Source organism: Sulfitobacter profundi (assembly GCF_042661425.1).
GTDB classification, from domain to species: domain Bacteria; phylum Pseudomonadota; class Alphaproteobacteria; order Rhodobacterales; family Rhodobacteraceae; genus Sulfitobacter; species Sulfitobacter profundi.
In genome coordinates, this window is the sequence record NZ_JBHSWA010000001.1 from 2345129 (window position 1) to 2359167 (window position 14039).

The following is a 14039-nucleotide window of genomic DNA, read 5'->3' on the forward strand; positions in this document are numbered from 1 at the left end:
GGCCCCACGCGGAATAATGCCCCAAGCGGAATAAGGGTTGCCGCCAAGCCGCGCGCGTCCTAGTCCATAAGTTATGAAGATTTTGTTTCTTGGCGATGTGATGGGCCGGGCCGGACGGCGGGCGATCACCGAAAATCTGGCGCGGCTGCGGCGCGACTGGAAGCTCGATTTCATTGTGGTCAATGGCGAGAATGCGACCGGCGGCATGGGGCTTTCGGGCGCACATGCCAAGACGTTGCTAGAGGCCGGGGCCGATTGCCTGACCCTTGGCGATCATGCTTTTGACCAGAAAGACATGCTCAGCTTTATAGAGCAGGAGCCGCGCGTGATCCGCCCGCTGAACTTTTCTAAGAATGCACCGGGCAAGGGGGCCAAGCTGTTCACAGCGCAAAACGGCAAGAAGGTCTTGGTGACCCAAGCGCTCGGCCAAGTCTTTATGAAACGCCCCTTTGATGATCCCTTTTCGGCGCTGGAGCCGGTGCTGAAAACGCACCCTCTGGGCGGCATGGCGCAGGCGATCATCGTCGATATGCACTGCGAAGCCACGAGCGAGAAGATGGCCATGGGCCATTGGTGCGATGGGCGCGCGAGCCTTGTTGTCGGCACCCATACCCATGTGCCCACGGCCGATGCGATGATCCTGCCGGGAGGCACGGCCTACCTCAGCGATGCGGGGATGTGCGGTGATTATCATTCGGTGATCGGCATGGATAAGGCCGAGCCGCTGCGCCGTTTCATCACCGGCATGCCGCGCGAACGTTTCACCCCGGCCAATGGCGAGGCGACACTCTCAGGCGTTTATATCGAAACCGATGACCGCACGGGCCGGGCCACGCGGATCGTGCCGGTGCGCGAGGGCGGTGCCTTGCAGGCCAGCGCACCTTAAGTTCAGCACGGCGCGGCGACGCGTCGCGCTTGCACCGAAGGCCGCAATCGGCGTAACTGGACAACGGCCTTTTGCCCGAATGACAGGTTCTTGATGGAATTTTTCAGCTTCTCTCCGATGGAGACGGCGGTGCTCACCCTCGTGGTCGTCGGCATGATGTTCGTGCTTTTCCTGCGCGAAGCTTTCCCCACCGAAGTGGTCGCCATCGCCGGTGCCGCGCTTTTGCTGGCCATCGGCGTCTTGCCCTATGACGATGCGCTGGCGGTGCTGTCGAACCCCGCGCCTTGGACCATTGCAGCCATGTTCATCATCATGGGGGCCTTGGTGCGGACCGGGGCGTTGGATGTGCTAACCCGGCTGGCCGAACGCTCGGCCAAGACCCACCCCAAGACGGCGGTGGCGGGGGTGATCCTGTCGGTCATGGCGGCGAGTGCGATCATGAACAACACGCCCGTCGTCGTGGTGATGATCCCGGTGGTGGTGCAACTCACCCGTACGCTCAATACCAAAGCCTCTAAGTTGCTGATTCCGCTCAGCTATGCCGCGATTATGGGCGGTTCACTCACGCTGATCGGCACCTCGACCAACCTGTTGGTCGATGGTGTGGCGCGGTCGCAGGGGATGGCGCCGTTTGGGATCTTCGAGATCCTTCCCGTGGGTCTTGTCGTCTGCACATGGGGTTTGATTTACATGCTGTTTTTCGCCGACAAACTGCTGCCCGCGCGCGACAGCATGGCGAATATGCTCTCGGACCGCTCCAAGATGAAGTTCTTTACCGAGGCGGTGATCCCCCTGAAAGCAACTTGATTGGCCGCGAAGTGCTGGACGTGCAGCTGTTCAAACGCGAGGGCGTGCGGTTGATCGACGTGGTGCGAGGCGACGATTCATTGCGCCGCAACCTCAAAGGCGTTGAGCTTCAGGTCGGGGACCGCGTGGTGCTGCGGACCCAGATGACCGAGCTGTTGAGCCTGCAAAACAACAAAGAACTGCGCCGGGTTGACCAGCTTTCGGCGGTGGAGACCACGACCGTCGAAGTGCTGATCACCCCCGGTTGCCGGATGGTGGGGCGTAGTTTGGGCTCCATGCGGCTGCGGCGGCGCTATGGCGTCTATCCGCTGGCGGTGCATCGGCGGAACCAGAATATCGGCCAACAGCTTGACCAACTGATCGTCAAAGTGGGGGACACGCTGCTGCTGGAAGGCGCTGCAGAGGATATTCAGCGTCTGGCCAGCGAGATGAACCTCGTTGACGTGACCCAACCCTCGGCCCGTGCGTTTCGGCGGGGCCATGCGCCGATCGCCATCGCGGCGCTGGTGGGCATCGTCACACTGGCGGCCTTCAACGTCGCGCCGATCTTGGCTTTGGCCGTGATCGCCGTGGCCGTGGTGCTGGTGACCGGCTGTATCGACGCAGAGGAGGCATTCTCTTTCGTCGAAGGGCGCTTGTTGGCGCTGATCTTTGCCATGCTGGCCGTGGGCGCTGCCCTGCAGAACTCAGGGGCAATTGCGCTGATCGTCGACAATATCGCGCCGGGATTGGCACAGTTGCCGCCGTTTTTCATCATCTGGGCGGTGTTCCTGCTGACCACGACCCTTACCGAGATCGTCAGCAACAATGCTGTGGCAGTCATCATGACGCCGATCGCCATCAGCCTCAGCGCCGCCCTTGGCATGGACCCGCGCCCGCTGGTTGTGGCGGTGATGATCGCGGCCTCCTGCGCCTTTGCCACGCCCATCGGCTATCAGACCAACACGCTGGTTTACGGGCCGGGGGTATAAATTCACCGATTTCATGCGCATCGGGATCCCGCTGAACCTGAGCATGTCGCTGTTGGTAAGCGCGGTGATCCCGCTGTTTTGGTAACTCAGGCGCTGCGCTGCTTTTCGGTCTGGGCGACGATCGCTTCAAATCCCGCCTGCGCCTCAAGGAAGTTGCGTGTCAGCGGCGCGGTGAGTTCGGATTGGTCCGAGAAATAGGCCCCAACCCGGCAGATATGCGCCGCGAATTCGGGGTGCACGCCTGCATCGTCATAGCGCCGGATGCGGTCTTTGCTCAGCCAGCCACGTTTCTTGGCTTCCTTGCTGATCAGTTTAAGCCGCTGCACGGCATGGAAGGTCAGGTAAACCGAAAGGTAGTCAAGGTAGTCGGGCAGGGGGATGCCGCAGGTGGGATCGAAGGCGTCGATCACCACGTCGACCATGTCCTGCGGGGCGACGGGCCACGCCTCATCCCCGATCAGCCAAGCGATGTCTTCGGCGCCATGGCGCAGCCCGGCATATTCAAAATCGAACCAACGCAATTTGTCATCCCGGCCAATCGCGGCATTGCCCGACCGGCAGTCCCACTTCACGAATTGCCGCGCCGGGGCGTTGATACGTTCATAGGCGGCGGTGCGGTCGAACTGGTCTGAAATGCCGCCCCCGAGGTCCTTTAGAAAGTCCACCGCATCAACGAAGTTCAGCACCCAATCGCGGTTGTTGCCCAGATGCGGCATGATGGCGTTCAACTCGGTCTGGCGCGCGGCGCCATGGATGCGAAAAATGGCCGATACGGCCTCTCCCGCAAGATCAAGCTGTACCGCTGGCGCGACCTGCGCGACCTCAACATTGAGGCGGCGTTTGCCGACATCGGATTGGAACATGATCTCACCCACCACACCCAGACATTCGGGCAGGTCGCTGCAATGGCGGCCAAGTTCGGTCAGCACATGGGCTTCTAAATGGGTGCGGCGAAAGTTCGGGCGCAGGGTTGCGATGACGGTGCGATCGGTCAGGTGCAGCCGGAAACTTGACCGGTTCTCACCACCGGGGGCCGATACCCGTGCCACGTCTTGGCCAAAATGCTTGCGCGCCGCTGCGACGATCTGCGCCTGAGCGCTTTGTTCCTTGGGTCGTGCCATGGGGCCTCCGCTGGTGTTTCCGTCTGTCTAGGCGTTTTGACGGTCGAGGGTACGGCGGGTTTTGGGCAAAACAAAGGCAATTTCAGCCTATCCGGCCGGAGTGATTCGCCGCCATTCGGTATGTTTGGCCTATACCAAAGGACAATGCGTCTGCGCGGCGCGTTACTGTTTCGCGATTATGTCGACATCTGGCCTCATTCATCGAAAAAATGGAAAGAATTTGCCGAAAGAGAATTGCGCCTGTTAGTTTCGCAAGTCTGTGGGGGACGTGGCGCTGCAAAGCGGTCGCGACTGCAAAAGTATATGAGGGATTGGTGTCATGGGTTACAGATTCTCTAAAGGTTGGAACAGTAAAGACGATAGCTGGTCCACCGATGGTGCGGCGGGCAGCGGTTGCGACGCCAGCGGAACGAAGTCCTATCACAACGGCGGGGTAGAGGGATCCTCCTTCGCGAAATGGTATGACGAAAACCTGGCCGGGAAGTTCGACGGGAGCGATGACGGCAAGGGTTCTGGTTCTGGCGGCACCAAGGGTTCTGGTTCGGGTGGCACCAAGGGTTCCGGCTCTGGTGGTACCAAAGGCACCGGCTCTGGCGGCACGAAGGGCGCCGGTTCTGGCGGCACCAAGGGTTCTGGTTCGGGTGGCACCAAGGGCACCGGCTCTGGCGGTACGAAGGGCTCCGGCACTGGCGGCACGAAGGGTTCCGGTTCTGGCGGCACGAAGGGTTCCGGCACTGGCGGTACGAAGGGCTCCGGCACTGGCGGTACGAAGGGCTCCGGCTCTGGCGGCACGAAGGGTTCCGGCACTGGCGGCACGAAGGGTTCCGGCACTGGCGGCACGAAGGGCACCGGCTCTGGCGGTACGAAGGGTTCCGGCTCTGGCGGCACGAAGGGCTCCGGTTCTGGCGGTACGAAGGGCTCCGGCTCGGGTGGTACGAAGGGCTCCGGCTCTGGCGGCACGAAGGGTTCCGGCTCGGGTGGCACGAAGGGCTCCGGTTCTGGCGGTACGAAGGGCTCCGGCTCTGGCGGCACGAAGGGTTCCGGTTCTGGTGGCACGAAAGGTTCTGGTTCGGGCGGTACGAAGGGCTCCGGCTCTGGCGGTACGAAGGGTTCCGGTTCTGGCGGTACGAAGGGCTCCGGTTCTGGTGGTACGAAGGGTTCCGGCTCTGGCGGCACCAAGGGCTCCGGCACTTGCGGAACGAAGGGCTCCGGCTCTGGCGGTACGCAAGGTAGTGATACCGGTGGCGACGATAAAACCGTTCTGAAATTCCTGATGGGGGAGAATGGAGAGACCACAGTCGCCGTCACTGAGATGCCTAATGGCGAGTTGCACTTCAACCTATCACCCACAGACCCTGAAGCTGAGTCCCACGCAGATATCAACGGACTTTTCTTCAATGTGACTGACGGGAGTGCGATCGAAGAACTGAACTTCTTCCCTGATGTGAACGCCGAGGGGTATCACCTCACGGACGTGAAGGCTGTTGATGACGGAGTTGACGGTTTCACCGACGGTCCCCAAGCGGGGGCAATTTTGATGTCGGTCTGCAGTTCGGCACGACCGCTGATAGTTCGGAAGGGGAGGTCAGCAGTACCAACTTTACCCTGTGGACCTTTCCCGGCTCACTGTCGTTCGAGGATATCGATCTGAGCGGGATGCGCCTCGTCGTCGACTCGGACGAGACTGGCGGGGAAGTTCTTGAGGTGACGGGTATGGTCGATCCCGACATGGCCGACCCCGACGCCGCCGACACATCCGACGGCGCGACCGCTCTTTTGGACGCGCTCAGCCTTGCCTCCATGCCTTCGGAGGAAGACGAAGAGCCCGACCTCTGTGAGGACGACGCTTTCGACATGGCCTGATGGCCCGTCCCTTAAACAAGAAAGGCGCGTCCCTCGGGGCGCGCCTATTGTTTGTGCGGCCCCCACTCTCAGCGCTTGCGAAACCAAAGCACAAAGGGCAGGGCCACCAGATACATGGTAATCCCATAGACCGCCGAGGGCAGGGCGTAGGCGCTGAACCCCGAGGCTTGGCCCGATATCAAAGCGGCGAGGGTGATGCCCAGCGTGGCGTTCTGAATGCCGACCTCAATCGAAATCGTCTTGCGCGTCCGCCACGCCAGCCCCGCGGCCCCGGCGATGCCCAGCCCCAGCAGCATTAAAACGACGTTAAAGCTGATGAGCGCAGGCCCGAGGCTGGCGAGGTTCTCAGCAAAAAGGCTCCAGTTCCCGGCCAAAGCGGCCAGCACGATCAGCACAAAAAGCAGCGCGGCGAGGGCCGAGAGACCCGGCTCGATCCGCAGGGCCAAGGCAGGCGCGCCGTGGCGCAGCAGCAGCCCAAGCGCGACGGGCAGGGTGGTGATCAGAAACATCGCCATGGCAAGTGTTGCGACCGACACATCCGGGGTCGCATCGCCCATGAAATGCCGCACGGCGATGGCGGTGAAGATCGGCACGGTCAGAATGCTCAGGAGCGAGACGACCGCCGTCAAAGTCACCGACAGCGCCACATCGCCCCGCGCGAATTTGCTGACCATGTTCGAGGTCACCCCGCCGGGGCAGAAGGACAGGATCATCAGCCCCACCGCCAGCTCTCCGCTGAGGCCAAAGGCCGTGGCGACGGCCCAAGCGGCGGCGGGCACCAGCACCACTTGGCACAGCGCGCCCAACCCGAAAGCGCGCGGGTATTTTGCAACGCGGGTGAAGTCTTGGACCGTAAGGCCGACCCCCAGCGACAGCATGATGATCGCCAAAGACAGCGGCAGTACGACGTTGATTAGAATATCCATTTGTCCCCCTAAAGCTGAAATCAGCCTAGGGGCGACAAATGCGATCTGGCAAGCCTGACGCGCGCCGGGGGCGCGACGTCAAAGTGGCCAAAAGACGAGGATCGCGGGGATCGACACCGCGACGACGATGATCTCTAGCGGCAGCCCCATGCGCCAATAGTCGCCAAAGGAATAGCCGCCGGGGCCAAGGATCAGGGTGTTGTTCTTATGTCCAATCGGCGTGAGGAACGCCGAAGAGGCCGCCACCGCCACCGCCATCAGGAAGGGGTCGGGCGACACCCCGAGCGTCTGCGCCATCTGGATGCCCACCGGGGCGGCGACGATTGTCGTCGCCGTGTTGTTCAGCACATCCGACAGCGACATGGTCACCACCATGAGCACCGTCAGCACGACCCATGCGGGCAGCCCCTCGGTCAGCCCCACCAGCGCGCCCGCGATCAACTCGGTCCCGCCCGAGGTTTCCAGCGCCGCGCCCAGCGGGATCATGGAGCCCAAAAGCACGATCACCGGCCATTCGATATGAGTATAGAGCTCCGACAGCGGCACGATCTTGGCCAGCACATAGCCCACGACCACCAGCCCAAGCGCAATGGGCAGATAGATCAACCCAAAGGAGGCCGCCGCCACCGCACCTGCGAACATGCCGATGGCAAGCCACGTCTTGCTGTCTTGGGTCACGGCAAGGCCACGGTCGGCCAAGGGCAGTACGCCCAGCCAGTCGGTGACATGGGCCACCGTGTCACGCGGCACCAGCAGCAAGAGGATGTCACCGGGTTTCAGCTCGGTTGTGCGCAGCTGCGAGGTGATCTTGCGGCCTTGCCGAGACAGACCCAGAAGCACCGTGCGCTGGCGCCACGAAAGGCCCACCGCCTGCGCCGTGCGACCATTGAGGCGGGACCCTTCGGTCACCACGACCTCGACAATCTCGACCCCGTCGCCATCGGCCAGCAGCAGGTCTTCGCGGTCACTGTCCGCCAGCGCGAGGTTCAGGGTGCTGCGAAATTCGTCCAGCGCGTCGGGCGTGGCTTCCAGCACGATCGCGTCTCCGGCCTGCAGCACCACATTGCGCGCGGTGCCATAGCGCCTCTTGCCGTCCCGCATCAGCCCAAGGATCGCCACATCGGCCTTATGTGCTTCTTCCTGTAGCTCTGCCAGACGCTTGCCGATCTGCTTATTGCCCTCGGGCACGGTCAACTCGGCGATATATTCCGCGATATCATCAGCTTCGATCATCGCGTCTTCGCGGGCGGGGATCAAACGCCAGCCGATCAAGGCCACGAAGATCAGCCCGGCAATGGCGGCCAAACCGCCCACCGGGGCAAAGTCGAACATCTTGAAAGGCGCCCCCAGCGATTCCTGCCGGATCGACGCGATGATAATATTGGGCGGCGTGCCAATCAGCGTGGCCATGCCGCCAAGGATGGTGGCAAAACTCAGCGGCATCAGGCTTAGCCCCGGCGCGCGGCCCGCTTTGCGCGCGGTCTGAATGTCGACCGGCATCAAAAGCGCCAAGGCCGCCACGTTGTTCATAAAGGCCGAGAGCACCCCGCCGACGGCCCCCATGATCGAGATATGCGCGCCCAAGCTGCGCGAACTGTCCACCAGCGTGCGGGTGATCAACATCACCGCGCCCGAACGCACCAGCCCGGCGGAAACCACCAGCACCAGCGCCACGATCAGCGTCGCCGGATGGCCAAAGCCGTCAAAGGCGTTTTCCGTGGGCACCACCCCCAGCACCACCCCGGCCATCAGTGCGCCAAATGCCACGATGTCATAGCGAAAGCGGCCCCACAGCAGCAGGCCAAAGACCGCGCCAAAGAGGGTAAAGAGAATGATCTGATCTGTGGTCATATATCCGGTCTAACGTGGTTGCCCCAAAGGAGGAAAGCTAAGCACAGGCCGGGTGGCTTGTTCCAGCGGTGATGCTGGCATATAGAGTGGCGCAAACGCATTGCCAGAACGAGGTATTCATGGCCGGTCACTCCAAATGGGCAAACATCCAGCATCGCAAGGGCCGTCAGGACAAGCTGCGCGCCAAGGTGTTTTCCAAACTTTCCAAGGAAATCACCATCGCGGCCAAGATGGGCGACCCCGACCCGGAAAAGAACCCGCGTCTGCGCATGGCAGTGAAAGAGGCCAAAGGCCAGTCCATGCCCAAGGACAACATCGAACGCGCCATCAAGAAGGCCGTGGGCGGTGAGGGCGAGGATTACGAAGAAATCCGCTATGAGGGCTATGGCCCGAACGGCGTGGCGGTGATCGTGGAAGCGATGACCGACAACCGGAACCGCACCGCTTCGACCGTGCGCTCGACCTTCACCAAGAACGGCGGCAATCTGGGCGAGACAGGCTCGGTCGGTTTTATGTTCGAGCGCAAGGGCGAGGTGATCTATCCCGCGTCCGTGGGCGACACGGACACCGTGATGATGGCGGCGATTGAGGCCGGAGCCGAAGATGTCGAAAGCTCCGAAGACGGTCACGTCATCTATTGCGCCGACACCGATCTCAATGATGTGTCGACAGCGCTCGAGGCGGAACTGGGCGAGTCGGAATCGACTAAACTGATCTGGCGTCCGACCACCACCACCGAGATGGACCTTGAGGCCATGGAAAAGCTAATGAAGCTGGTCGATGCGCTTGAGGAAGACGACGACGTGCAGCGCGTCACTACCAACTTTGAGGCTTCCGACGAGGTTATGGCGCAGCTTTAACGCGCCTCTTGCACCAGCGCCTCGCGCGCCGCGGCCCGAATGGCGGCGGTGAGCGGGGCAAGCGCGGGGGCCATGATCCGCGCGACCTGCCAATAGAGCGGCACATCCAGCGGCAGAGCCTCGTCGAGTGAGACGAGGCGGCCCATCTCCATATCCTCAGCCACCAGAGGGGCAGGGTTCATGCCCCAGCCCAAGCCTTCGCGCGCCGCCGCCACGAAGCCGTGACTTGAGGGCAGGTGGTGGCTGGGCGGGGTCAATCGCTGCCCGGTTTTTTGCATCAGCCAGCGCCCCTGCAGTTGATCCTTGCGGTTAAAGGTCAGCATCGGCGCTTGGCCCAGTGTCTCGGTGGTGACGCCTTGGGCGAACCATTTCTTCATATAGGCGGGGCTGGCTGTGGGGTGATAACGCAGCGCGCCCAAGGGCCGCAGATCACAGCCCGGTGCGGCGCGGGCTTGTCCGGTCACAGCCGCGCTGACCTCTCCACGCCGCAGCCAATCGGCGGAGGTGTCTTGATCGTCGATCACCAGATCAAACAGCATCTCCGGTATCTGCGCCAAGGCCGGGATGAGCCATGTCGCCAGTACATCCGCAGGCACCGCCAGCCGCAGCCGGGGCGGGGACGTGTTGCCGCTGACGCCCAATGCCTGCGCTTCGAGCAGGGCCACGTCTTCGGCATGTTTCGCCAGCCGCTGGCCCGTCGGCGTGCCGGTACAGGGTTGGCCGCGCAAGACCAGCGTGGTGCCGACTCGATCCTCAAGCGCCTTCACCCGCTGCGAGATGGCGGAGGGGTGACCCCGAGCGCCGCCGCCGCCGCGTCAAAGCTGCCAAGTCGCAGGATGCTCGCCAAAGCGGTCAGTTGGGCGCTGTCTAGCTGCATAAGTTTTTCTAATCCAAGCGAAGACTATTGAATTTGAGTAATCTGTACCGCCGCGGTAGGCAAAAGCAACCCAAGACAGGACGCCCCAATGCTGACCTCATTCCTCCCCGGCTTCGCTCTCAGCCTCACTCTCATCATGGCCATCGGCGCGCAGAACGCCTTTGTCCTGCGCCAAGGGCTGCGGCGTGAGCATGTGCTGGTGGTGGTGTTGGTCTGCGCCACTTCGGATGCGATCTTGATCACTGCCGGTGTGGCCGGTTTTGGCGCGCTGGCCGAAGCGGCACCGTGGTTCGGGCCACTGATGCGCTACGGCGGCGCGGCCTTCCTGCTGTGGTACGGTTGGCGCAACGCCGTGTCGGCATGGCGCGGCGGTGAGGGGTTGGAGGCCGAAGGGCAGGCCACCCGCAGCTTGGGCAAGGCGGTCCTAACCCTGCTGGCCCTGACCTGGCTGAACCCGCATGTTTATCTCGACACATTGGTGCTGCTTGGTTCAATCTCGGCGCAGTATCCCGACCGCCTGAGCTTTGGGATCGGCGCAGCGTTGGCGAGTTTCGTGTTCTTCTTTGCCCTCGGCTATGGCGCGCGGCTGCTTGCGCCGCTTTTCGCCAAGCCGCGCAGTTGGCAGATTTTGGACGCCGTCATCGCCGTGACCATGTGGGGGATTGCGATCAAATTGCTTGCGATGTGAATAAAAGTGCCGCGCCCATCTTGCCCTTGGCAGCACTTTGGGAAAGGGTCGCGACATGACACAAAACCCCGCGACCACCCCCGACATCCCCGTTCCCGCCAATCGCCCGCTTGTCGGGGTCTTTTGGATGCTGGTGACCGGGGCATGTTTCATCGGCGTGACCGCGCTGGTCAAATACATGGGGCCGCGCCTGCCCTCGGCAGAGGCCGCATTCCTGCGCTACGCCATGGGGCTGGTCTTTGTTCTGCCGATCCTGCGGTCGCTTTTGTCGACCTCCGTTAGCAAGCGCCAGTGGGGGCTTTTCGGTCTGCGCGGGTTCTTTCATGCGGGCGGGGTGATCTTGTGGTTCTACGCCATGACCCGCCTGCCGATTGCCGAGGTCACGGCGATGAACTACCTCGCGCCGATCTATGTCACTGTCGGCGCTGCGATTTTTCTGGGCGAAAAGCTCGCGGCACGGCGCATCGTGGCGGTCTGTCTGGGGCTGGCGGGCGCGGCGATCATCCTGCGACCGGGTTTCCGCGAAGTTTCGACCGGGCATCTGGCGATGCTGCTGGCGGCGGTGGTGTTTGCGGGGTCTTACCTCTTGGCCAAGGTGCTGGCGGATGAAGCGCGGCCTGTGATGATCGTCACCATGCTGTCGATCTTCGTGACCATCGGCCTTGCGCCCTTCGCCTTCACCGTTTGGATCACGCCCACCGCGCAGGAGTTGCTGATCCTCGCCGGCGTCGCCTTTTTCGCCACGGCGGGGCATTTCACCATGACGCTGGCATTCGCCGCCGCCCCCGTGACGGTGACGCAGCCGGTGACATTCCTGCAACTGGTCTGGGCCACGATCCTTGGTGTGGTGGTCTTTGCCGAACCGGTGGACATCTGGGTGGTGCTGGGCGGAGCCGTGATTTTGGGCTCGGTCACCTTTATCACATGGCGCGAAGCAATGCTGAAACGGCAAGTCACGCCGCCCTCCCACGCCACGAAATTCTGACGTACCACCCCGCCGGGCGGTACTTGATTGACGAGTCAATAAAGATTCCCCTATCCTGAGGCGGTCAACACTGCCCCAAGGACCCGAATCCAATGCCCAAAGTCGGAATGGAACCCATTCGCCGCTCTGCGCTGGTCAAAGCCACCATCGCCGAGATTGGCGAAGCTCAGTCGCTGGATGTGACGGTGAGTCAGATCGCCAAGCGGGCAGGCATGTCGAGCGCGTTGGCGCATCACTATTTCGGCGGCAAGAATCAGATCTTCCTTGCCGCGATGCGTCATATCCTGTCGGAATATGCCGCCGGGGTGCGCGAACGGCTGGCCACGGCCCGCACGCCGCATGACCGGGCGGCGGCGATCATTGTCGCCAGTTTCGACGACACCGGCTTTCATCCTGGCACGATTAGCGCGTGGATGACGCTTTACGCCCATGCCCGCACCAATCCCGAAACGCGGCGGCTGCTGACGGCTTACCAAAGCCGCCTGCGCTCGAACCTCACCCATGCGCTGCGCCCGATCAGCCCCCAACCCGAAGGCGACGCCGACACATTAGCGGCGCTGATTGATGGGCTCTATCTGCGCGCCGCGCTGTCGGACGATGTCAGCGCTGCCGAAGCCATGACCCGCGCGCTCTATACCCTCGACCTGCTGCTGAAAGCGGGCCGCTGAACACGGCGGAGAAGGGCGGCATTGCCGCGATCCGCCTCCTCGAACACTCCGCCCCTCAGGCAAGAAAGTATCTTTGATGTCCTATGATCCCCAGCCCACAGCCAGCCATTTCATCGACGGCGCCTATGTCGAAGACACGGAGGGCACGCCGATCCCGGTGATCTATCCCGCCACGGGCGAGACGATCGCCACGCTCTATGCCGCCACGCCTGCGATCGTTGAACAAGCCATCACCTCGGCCCGCAAGGCGCAGGCCGCATGGGCCGCGATGACAGGCACCGAGCGGGGCCGCATCCTGCGCCGCGCCGCCGACATGATCCGCGAGCGCAACCACGACCTGTCGGTGCTGGAGACCTATGACACCGGCAAACCCTATCAGGAAACCTCTGTCGCCGATGCCACCAGCGGGGCCGACGCGCTGGAGTATTTCGGCGGTCTGGCGGGCAGCCTGACGGGCGAGCATATCCAACTGGGCGAAGACTGGGTCTATACCCGCCGCGAGGCGCTTGGCCTGTGCGTGGGCATCGGCGCGTGGAACTACCCCACGCAGATCGCCTGCTGGAAAGCCGCGCCGGCGCTGGCCTGCGGTAATGCGATGATCTTCAAACCGTCCGAGACAACGCCGCTCTGTGCGCTGAAAGTGGCTGAGATACTCGTTGAGGCCGGGCTGCCTGCGGGCCTGTTCAACGTGGTGCAGGGCATGGGCGAGGTGGGGCAATCGCTGGTCACCGACAGCCGCGTCGACAAGGTGTCGCTGACCGGATCCGTCCCAACGGGCCGCAAGGTCTATGCCGCCGCCGCCGAGGGCATCAAACATGTCACGATGGAGTTGGGCGGCAAATCCCCCATGATCGTCTTTGAAGATGCCGATATCGACAATGCCGTGAGCGGCGCGATCTTGGGCAACTTCTATAGCTCCGGCCAGATTTGTTCGAACGGCACGCGGGTCTTTGTGCATCGCGACATCAAGGAGGCGTTTCTTGCGCGGCTGTCTGAGCGGTTGGAAAACGCCGTGATCGGTGACCCGATGGACCCCGACACCAGCTTTGGCCCCATGGTAAGCGACCGCCAGATGCAGATCGCGCTGGACTATGTGGCGAAGGGTGAGGCCGAGGGCGCGCGGCTGGTCTATGGCGGCAAACGGATTGAGCGCGACGGTTTCTACATGCAGCCGACCGTCTTTGCCGATGTTAAAGACGACATGGTCATCGCCCGCGAAGAGATTTTCGGCCCCGTCATGGCCGTGCTCGATTTTGAGGATGAGGCCGAGGTCATGGCCCGTGCCAATGCCACGGAATTCGGCCTCGCCGCTGGTGTCTTTACCCAAAACCTGACCCGCGCACATCGCGTGGCCGCCGGGTTCGAGGCGGGGACCTGCTACATCAATACCTATAATGACGCGCCGGTCGAAGCGCCCTTTGGGGGCATGAAGAACTCCGGCGTGGGCCGCGAAAACTCTAAGGCCGCGATCAACCATTATAGCCAGTTGAAGTCGGTCTACGTCCGCATGGGCGATGTCGAAGCGCCGTTCTAAGC

The 14039-nt window shown here is 62.5% G+C and carries 11 protein-coding genes and 2 pseudogenes; 9 read left to right on the forward strand and 4 right to left on the reverse strand.

All coding sequences use genetic code 11. The features are described 5' to 3' along the window. The first annotated feature begins 73 nt into the window (after positions 1-73). On the forward strand, positions 74-886 hold the full coding sequence (locus ACFQAU_RS12245) for a TIGR00282 family metallophosphoesterase (protein WP_120351558.1): 813 nt from the start codon (positions 74-76) through the stop codon (positions 884-886). Between the two features lie 93 nt (positions 887-979). Continuing rightward, positions 980-2749, forward strand: a pseudogene (locus ACFQAU_RS12250) (SLC13 family permease). A gap of 1 nt (position 2750) precedes the next feature. Here ACFQAU_RS12250 and ACFQAU_RS12255 read toward each other — a convergent pair. Next, complete coding sequence (locus tag ACFQAU_RS12255) at positions 2751-3785, reverse strand: hypothetical protein (RefSeq protein ID WP_132444423.1); 1035 nt, start codon at positions 3783-3785, stop codon at positions 2751-2753. Between the two features lie 319 nt (positions 3786-4104). Between ACFQAU_RS12255 and ACFQAU_RS12260 the strand changes: the two genes are divergently transcribed. Both ACFQAU_RS12260 and ACFQAU_RS12265 read left to right on the forward strand, forming a co-directional pair. Next, positions 4105-5436: a hypothetical protein gene (locus tag ACFQAU_RS12260; protein ID WP_386282526.1), complete on the forward strand. Its 1332-nt coding sequence runs from the start codon at positions 4105-4107 to the stop codon at positions 5434-5436. A 5-nt stretch (positions 5437-5441) separates the two neighbouring features. Next, complete coding sequence (locus tag ACFQAU_RS12265; RefSeq protein WP_386282530.1) at positions 5442-5648, forward strand: hypothetical protein; 207 nt, start codon at positions 5442-5444, stop codon at positions 5646-5648. A 68-nt stretch (positions 5649-5716) separates the two neighbouring features. Here the strand turns inward: ACFQAU_RS12265 and ACFQAU_RS12270 are convergent, their stop codons facing one another. Next, positions 5717-6574 (reverse strand): bile acid:sodium symporter family protein, encoded by an 858-nt coding sequence (locus ACFQAU_RS12270; protein ID WP_132445226.1) that lies wholly within the window; start codon positions 6572-6574, stop codon positions 5717-5719. 78 nt (positions 6575-6652) lie between these two features. Then, positions 6653-8425, reverse strand: a complete 1773-nt coding sequence (locus ACFQAU_RS12275) for an SLC13 family permease (protein ID WP_120351553.1) — start codon at positions 8423-8425, stop codon at positions 6653-6655. Between the two features lie 119 nt (positions 8426-8544). Here ACFQAU_RS12275 and ACFQAU_RS12280 point away from each other — a divergent pair, with 119 nt between their 5' ends. Next, complete coding sequence (locus ACFQAU_RS12280; protein WP_132445224.1) at positions 8545-9285, forward strand: YebC/PmpR family DNA-binding transcriptional regulator; 741 nt, start codon at positions 8545-8547, stop codon at positions 9283-9285. Here the strand turns inward: ACFQAU_RS12280 and ACFQAU_RS12285 are convergent. Next, a pseudogene (locus ACFQAU_RS12285) lies at positions 9282-10162 on the reverse strand (LysR family transcriptional regulator ArgP). The gene ACFQAU_RS12280 and the pseudogene ACFQAU_RS12285 sit on opposite strands and share 4 nt — an antisense overlap. A gap of 88 nt (positions 10163-10250) precedes the next feature. On the opposite strand from ACFQAU_RS12285, the gene ACFQAU_RS12290 reads away from it, so the two are divergent. From ACFQAU_RS12290 to betB, 4 genes are all read left to right on the forward strand, one after another. Continuing rightward, positions 10251-10850: a LysE/ArgO family amino acid transporter gene (locus ACFQAU_RS12290; RefSeq protein WP_067936692.1), complete on the forward strand. Its 600-nt coding sequence runs from the start codon at positions 10251-10253 to the stop codon at positions 10848-10850. Between the two features lie 55 nt (positions 10851-10905). Next, positions 10906-11835, forward strand: a complete 930-nt coding sequence (locus tag ACFQAU_RS12295) for a DMT family transporter (protein WP_132445220.1) — start codon at positions 10906-10908, stop codon at positions 11833-11835. 92 nt (positions 11836-11927) lie between these two features. After that, positions 11928-12503 (forward strand): choline-binding transcriptional repressor BetI, encoded by a 576-nt coding sequence (betI, locus tag ACFQAU_RS12300; protein ID WP_120351550.1) that lies wholly within the window; start codon positions 11928-11930, stop codon positions 12501-12503. 76 nt (positions 12504-12579) lie between these two features. After that, positions 12580-14037, forward strand: coding sequence for a betaine-aldehyde dehydrogenase (gene betB, locus ACFQAU_RS12305; RefSeq protein ID WP_120351549.1), 1458 nt, complete (start codon positions 12580-12582; stop codon positions 14035-14037). The last annotated feature ends 2 nt before the right edge of the window (positions 14038-14039 follow it).

What these genes read in the sequence shown, in the direction of transcription:
- ACFQAU_RS12260 (WP_386282526.1), top strand. Translation starts at nt 4,105, where the DNA reads ATGGGTTACAGATTCTCTAAAGGTTGGAACAGTAAAGACGATAGCTGG.
- ACFQAU_RS12245 (WP_120351558.1), top strand. Translation starts at nt 74, where the DNA reads ATGAAGATTTTGTTTCTTGGCGATGTGATGGGCCGGGCCGGACGGCGG.
- ACFQAU_RS12295 (WP_132445220.1), top strand. Translation starts at nt 10,906, where the DNA reads ATGACACAAAACCCCGCGACCACCCCCGACATCCCCGTTCCCGCCAAT.
- ACFQAU_RS12275 (WP_120351553.1), bottom strand. Translation starts at nt 8,425, where the DNA reads ATGACCACAGATCAGATCATTCTCTTTACCCTCTTTGGCGCGGTCTTT.
- ACFQAU_RS12290 (WP_067936692.1), top strand. Translation starts at nt 10,251, where the DNA reads ATGCTGACCTCATTCCTCCCCGGCTTCGCTCTCAGCCTCACTCTCATC.
- betI (WP_120351550.1), top strand. Translation starts at nt 11,928, where the DNA reads ATGCCCAAAGTCGGAATGGAACCCATTCGCCGCTCTGCGCTGGTCAAA.
- ACFQAU_RS12270 (WP_132445226.1), bottom strand. Translation starts at nt 6,574, where the DNA reads ATGGATATTCTAATCAACGTCGTACTGCCGCTGTCTTTGGCGATCATC.
- ACFQAU_RS12255 (WP_132444423.1), bottom strand. Translation starts at nt 3,785, where the DNA reads ATGGCACGACCCAAGGAACAAAGCGCTCAGGCGCAGATCGTCGCAGCG.
- ACFQAU_RS12280 (WP_132445224.1), top strand. Translation starts at nt 8,545, where the DNA reads ATGGCCGGTCACTCCAAATGGGCAAACATCCAGCATCGCAAGGGCCGT.
- betB (WP_120351549.1), top strand. Translation starts at nt 12,580, where the DNA reads ATGTCCTATGATCCCCAGCCCACAGCCAGCCATTTCATCGACGGCGCC.
- ACFQAU_RS12265 (WP_386282530.1), top strand. Translation starts at nt 5,442, where the DNA reads ATGCGCCTCGTCGTCGACTCGGACGAGACTGGCGGGGAAGTTCTTGAG.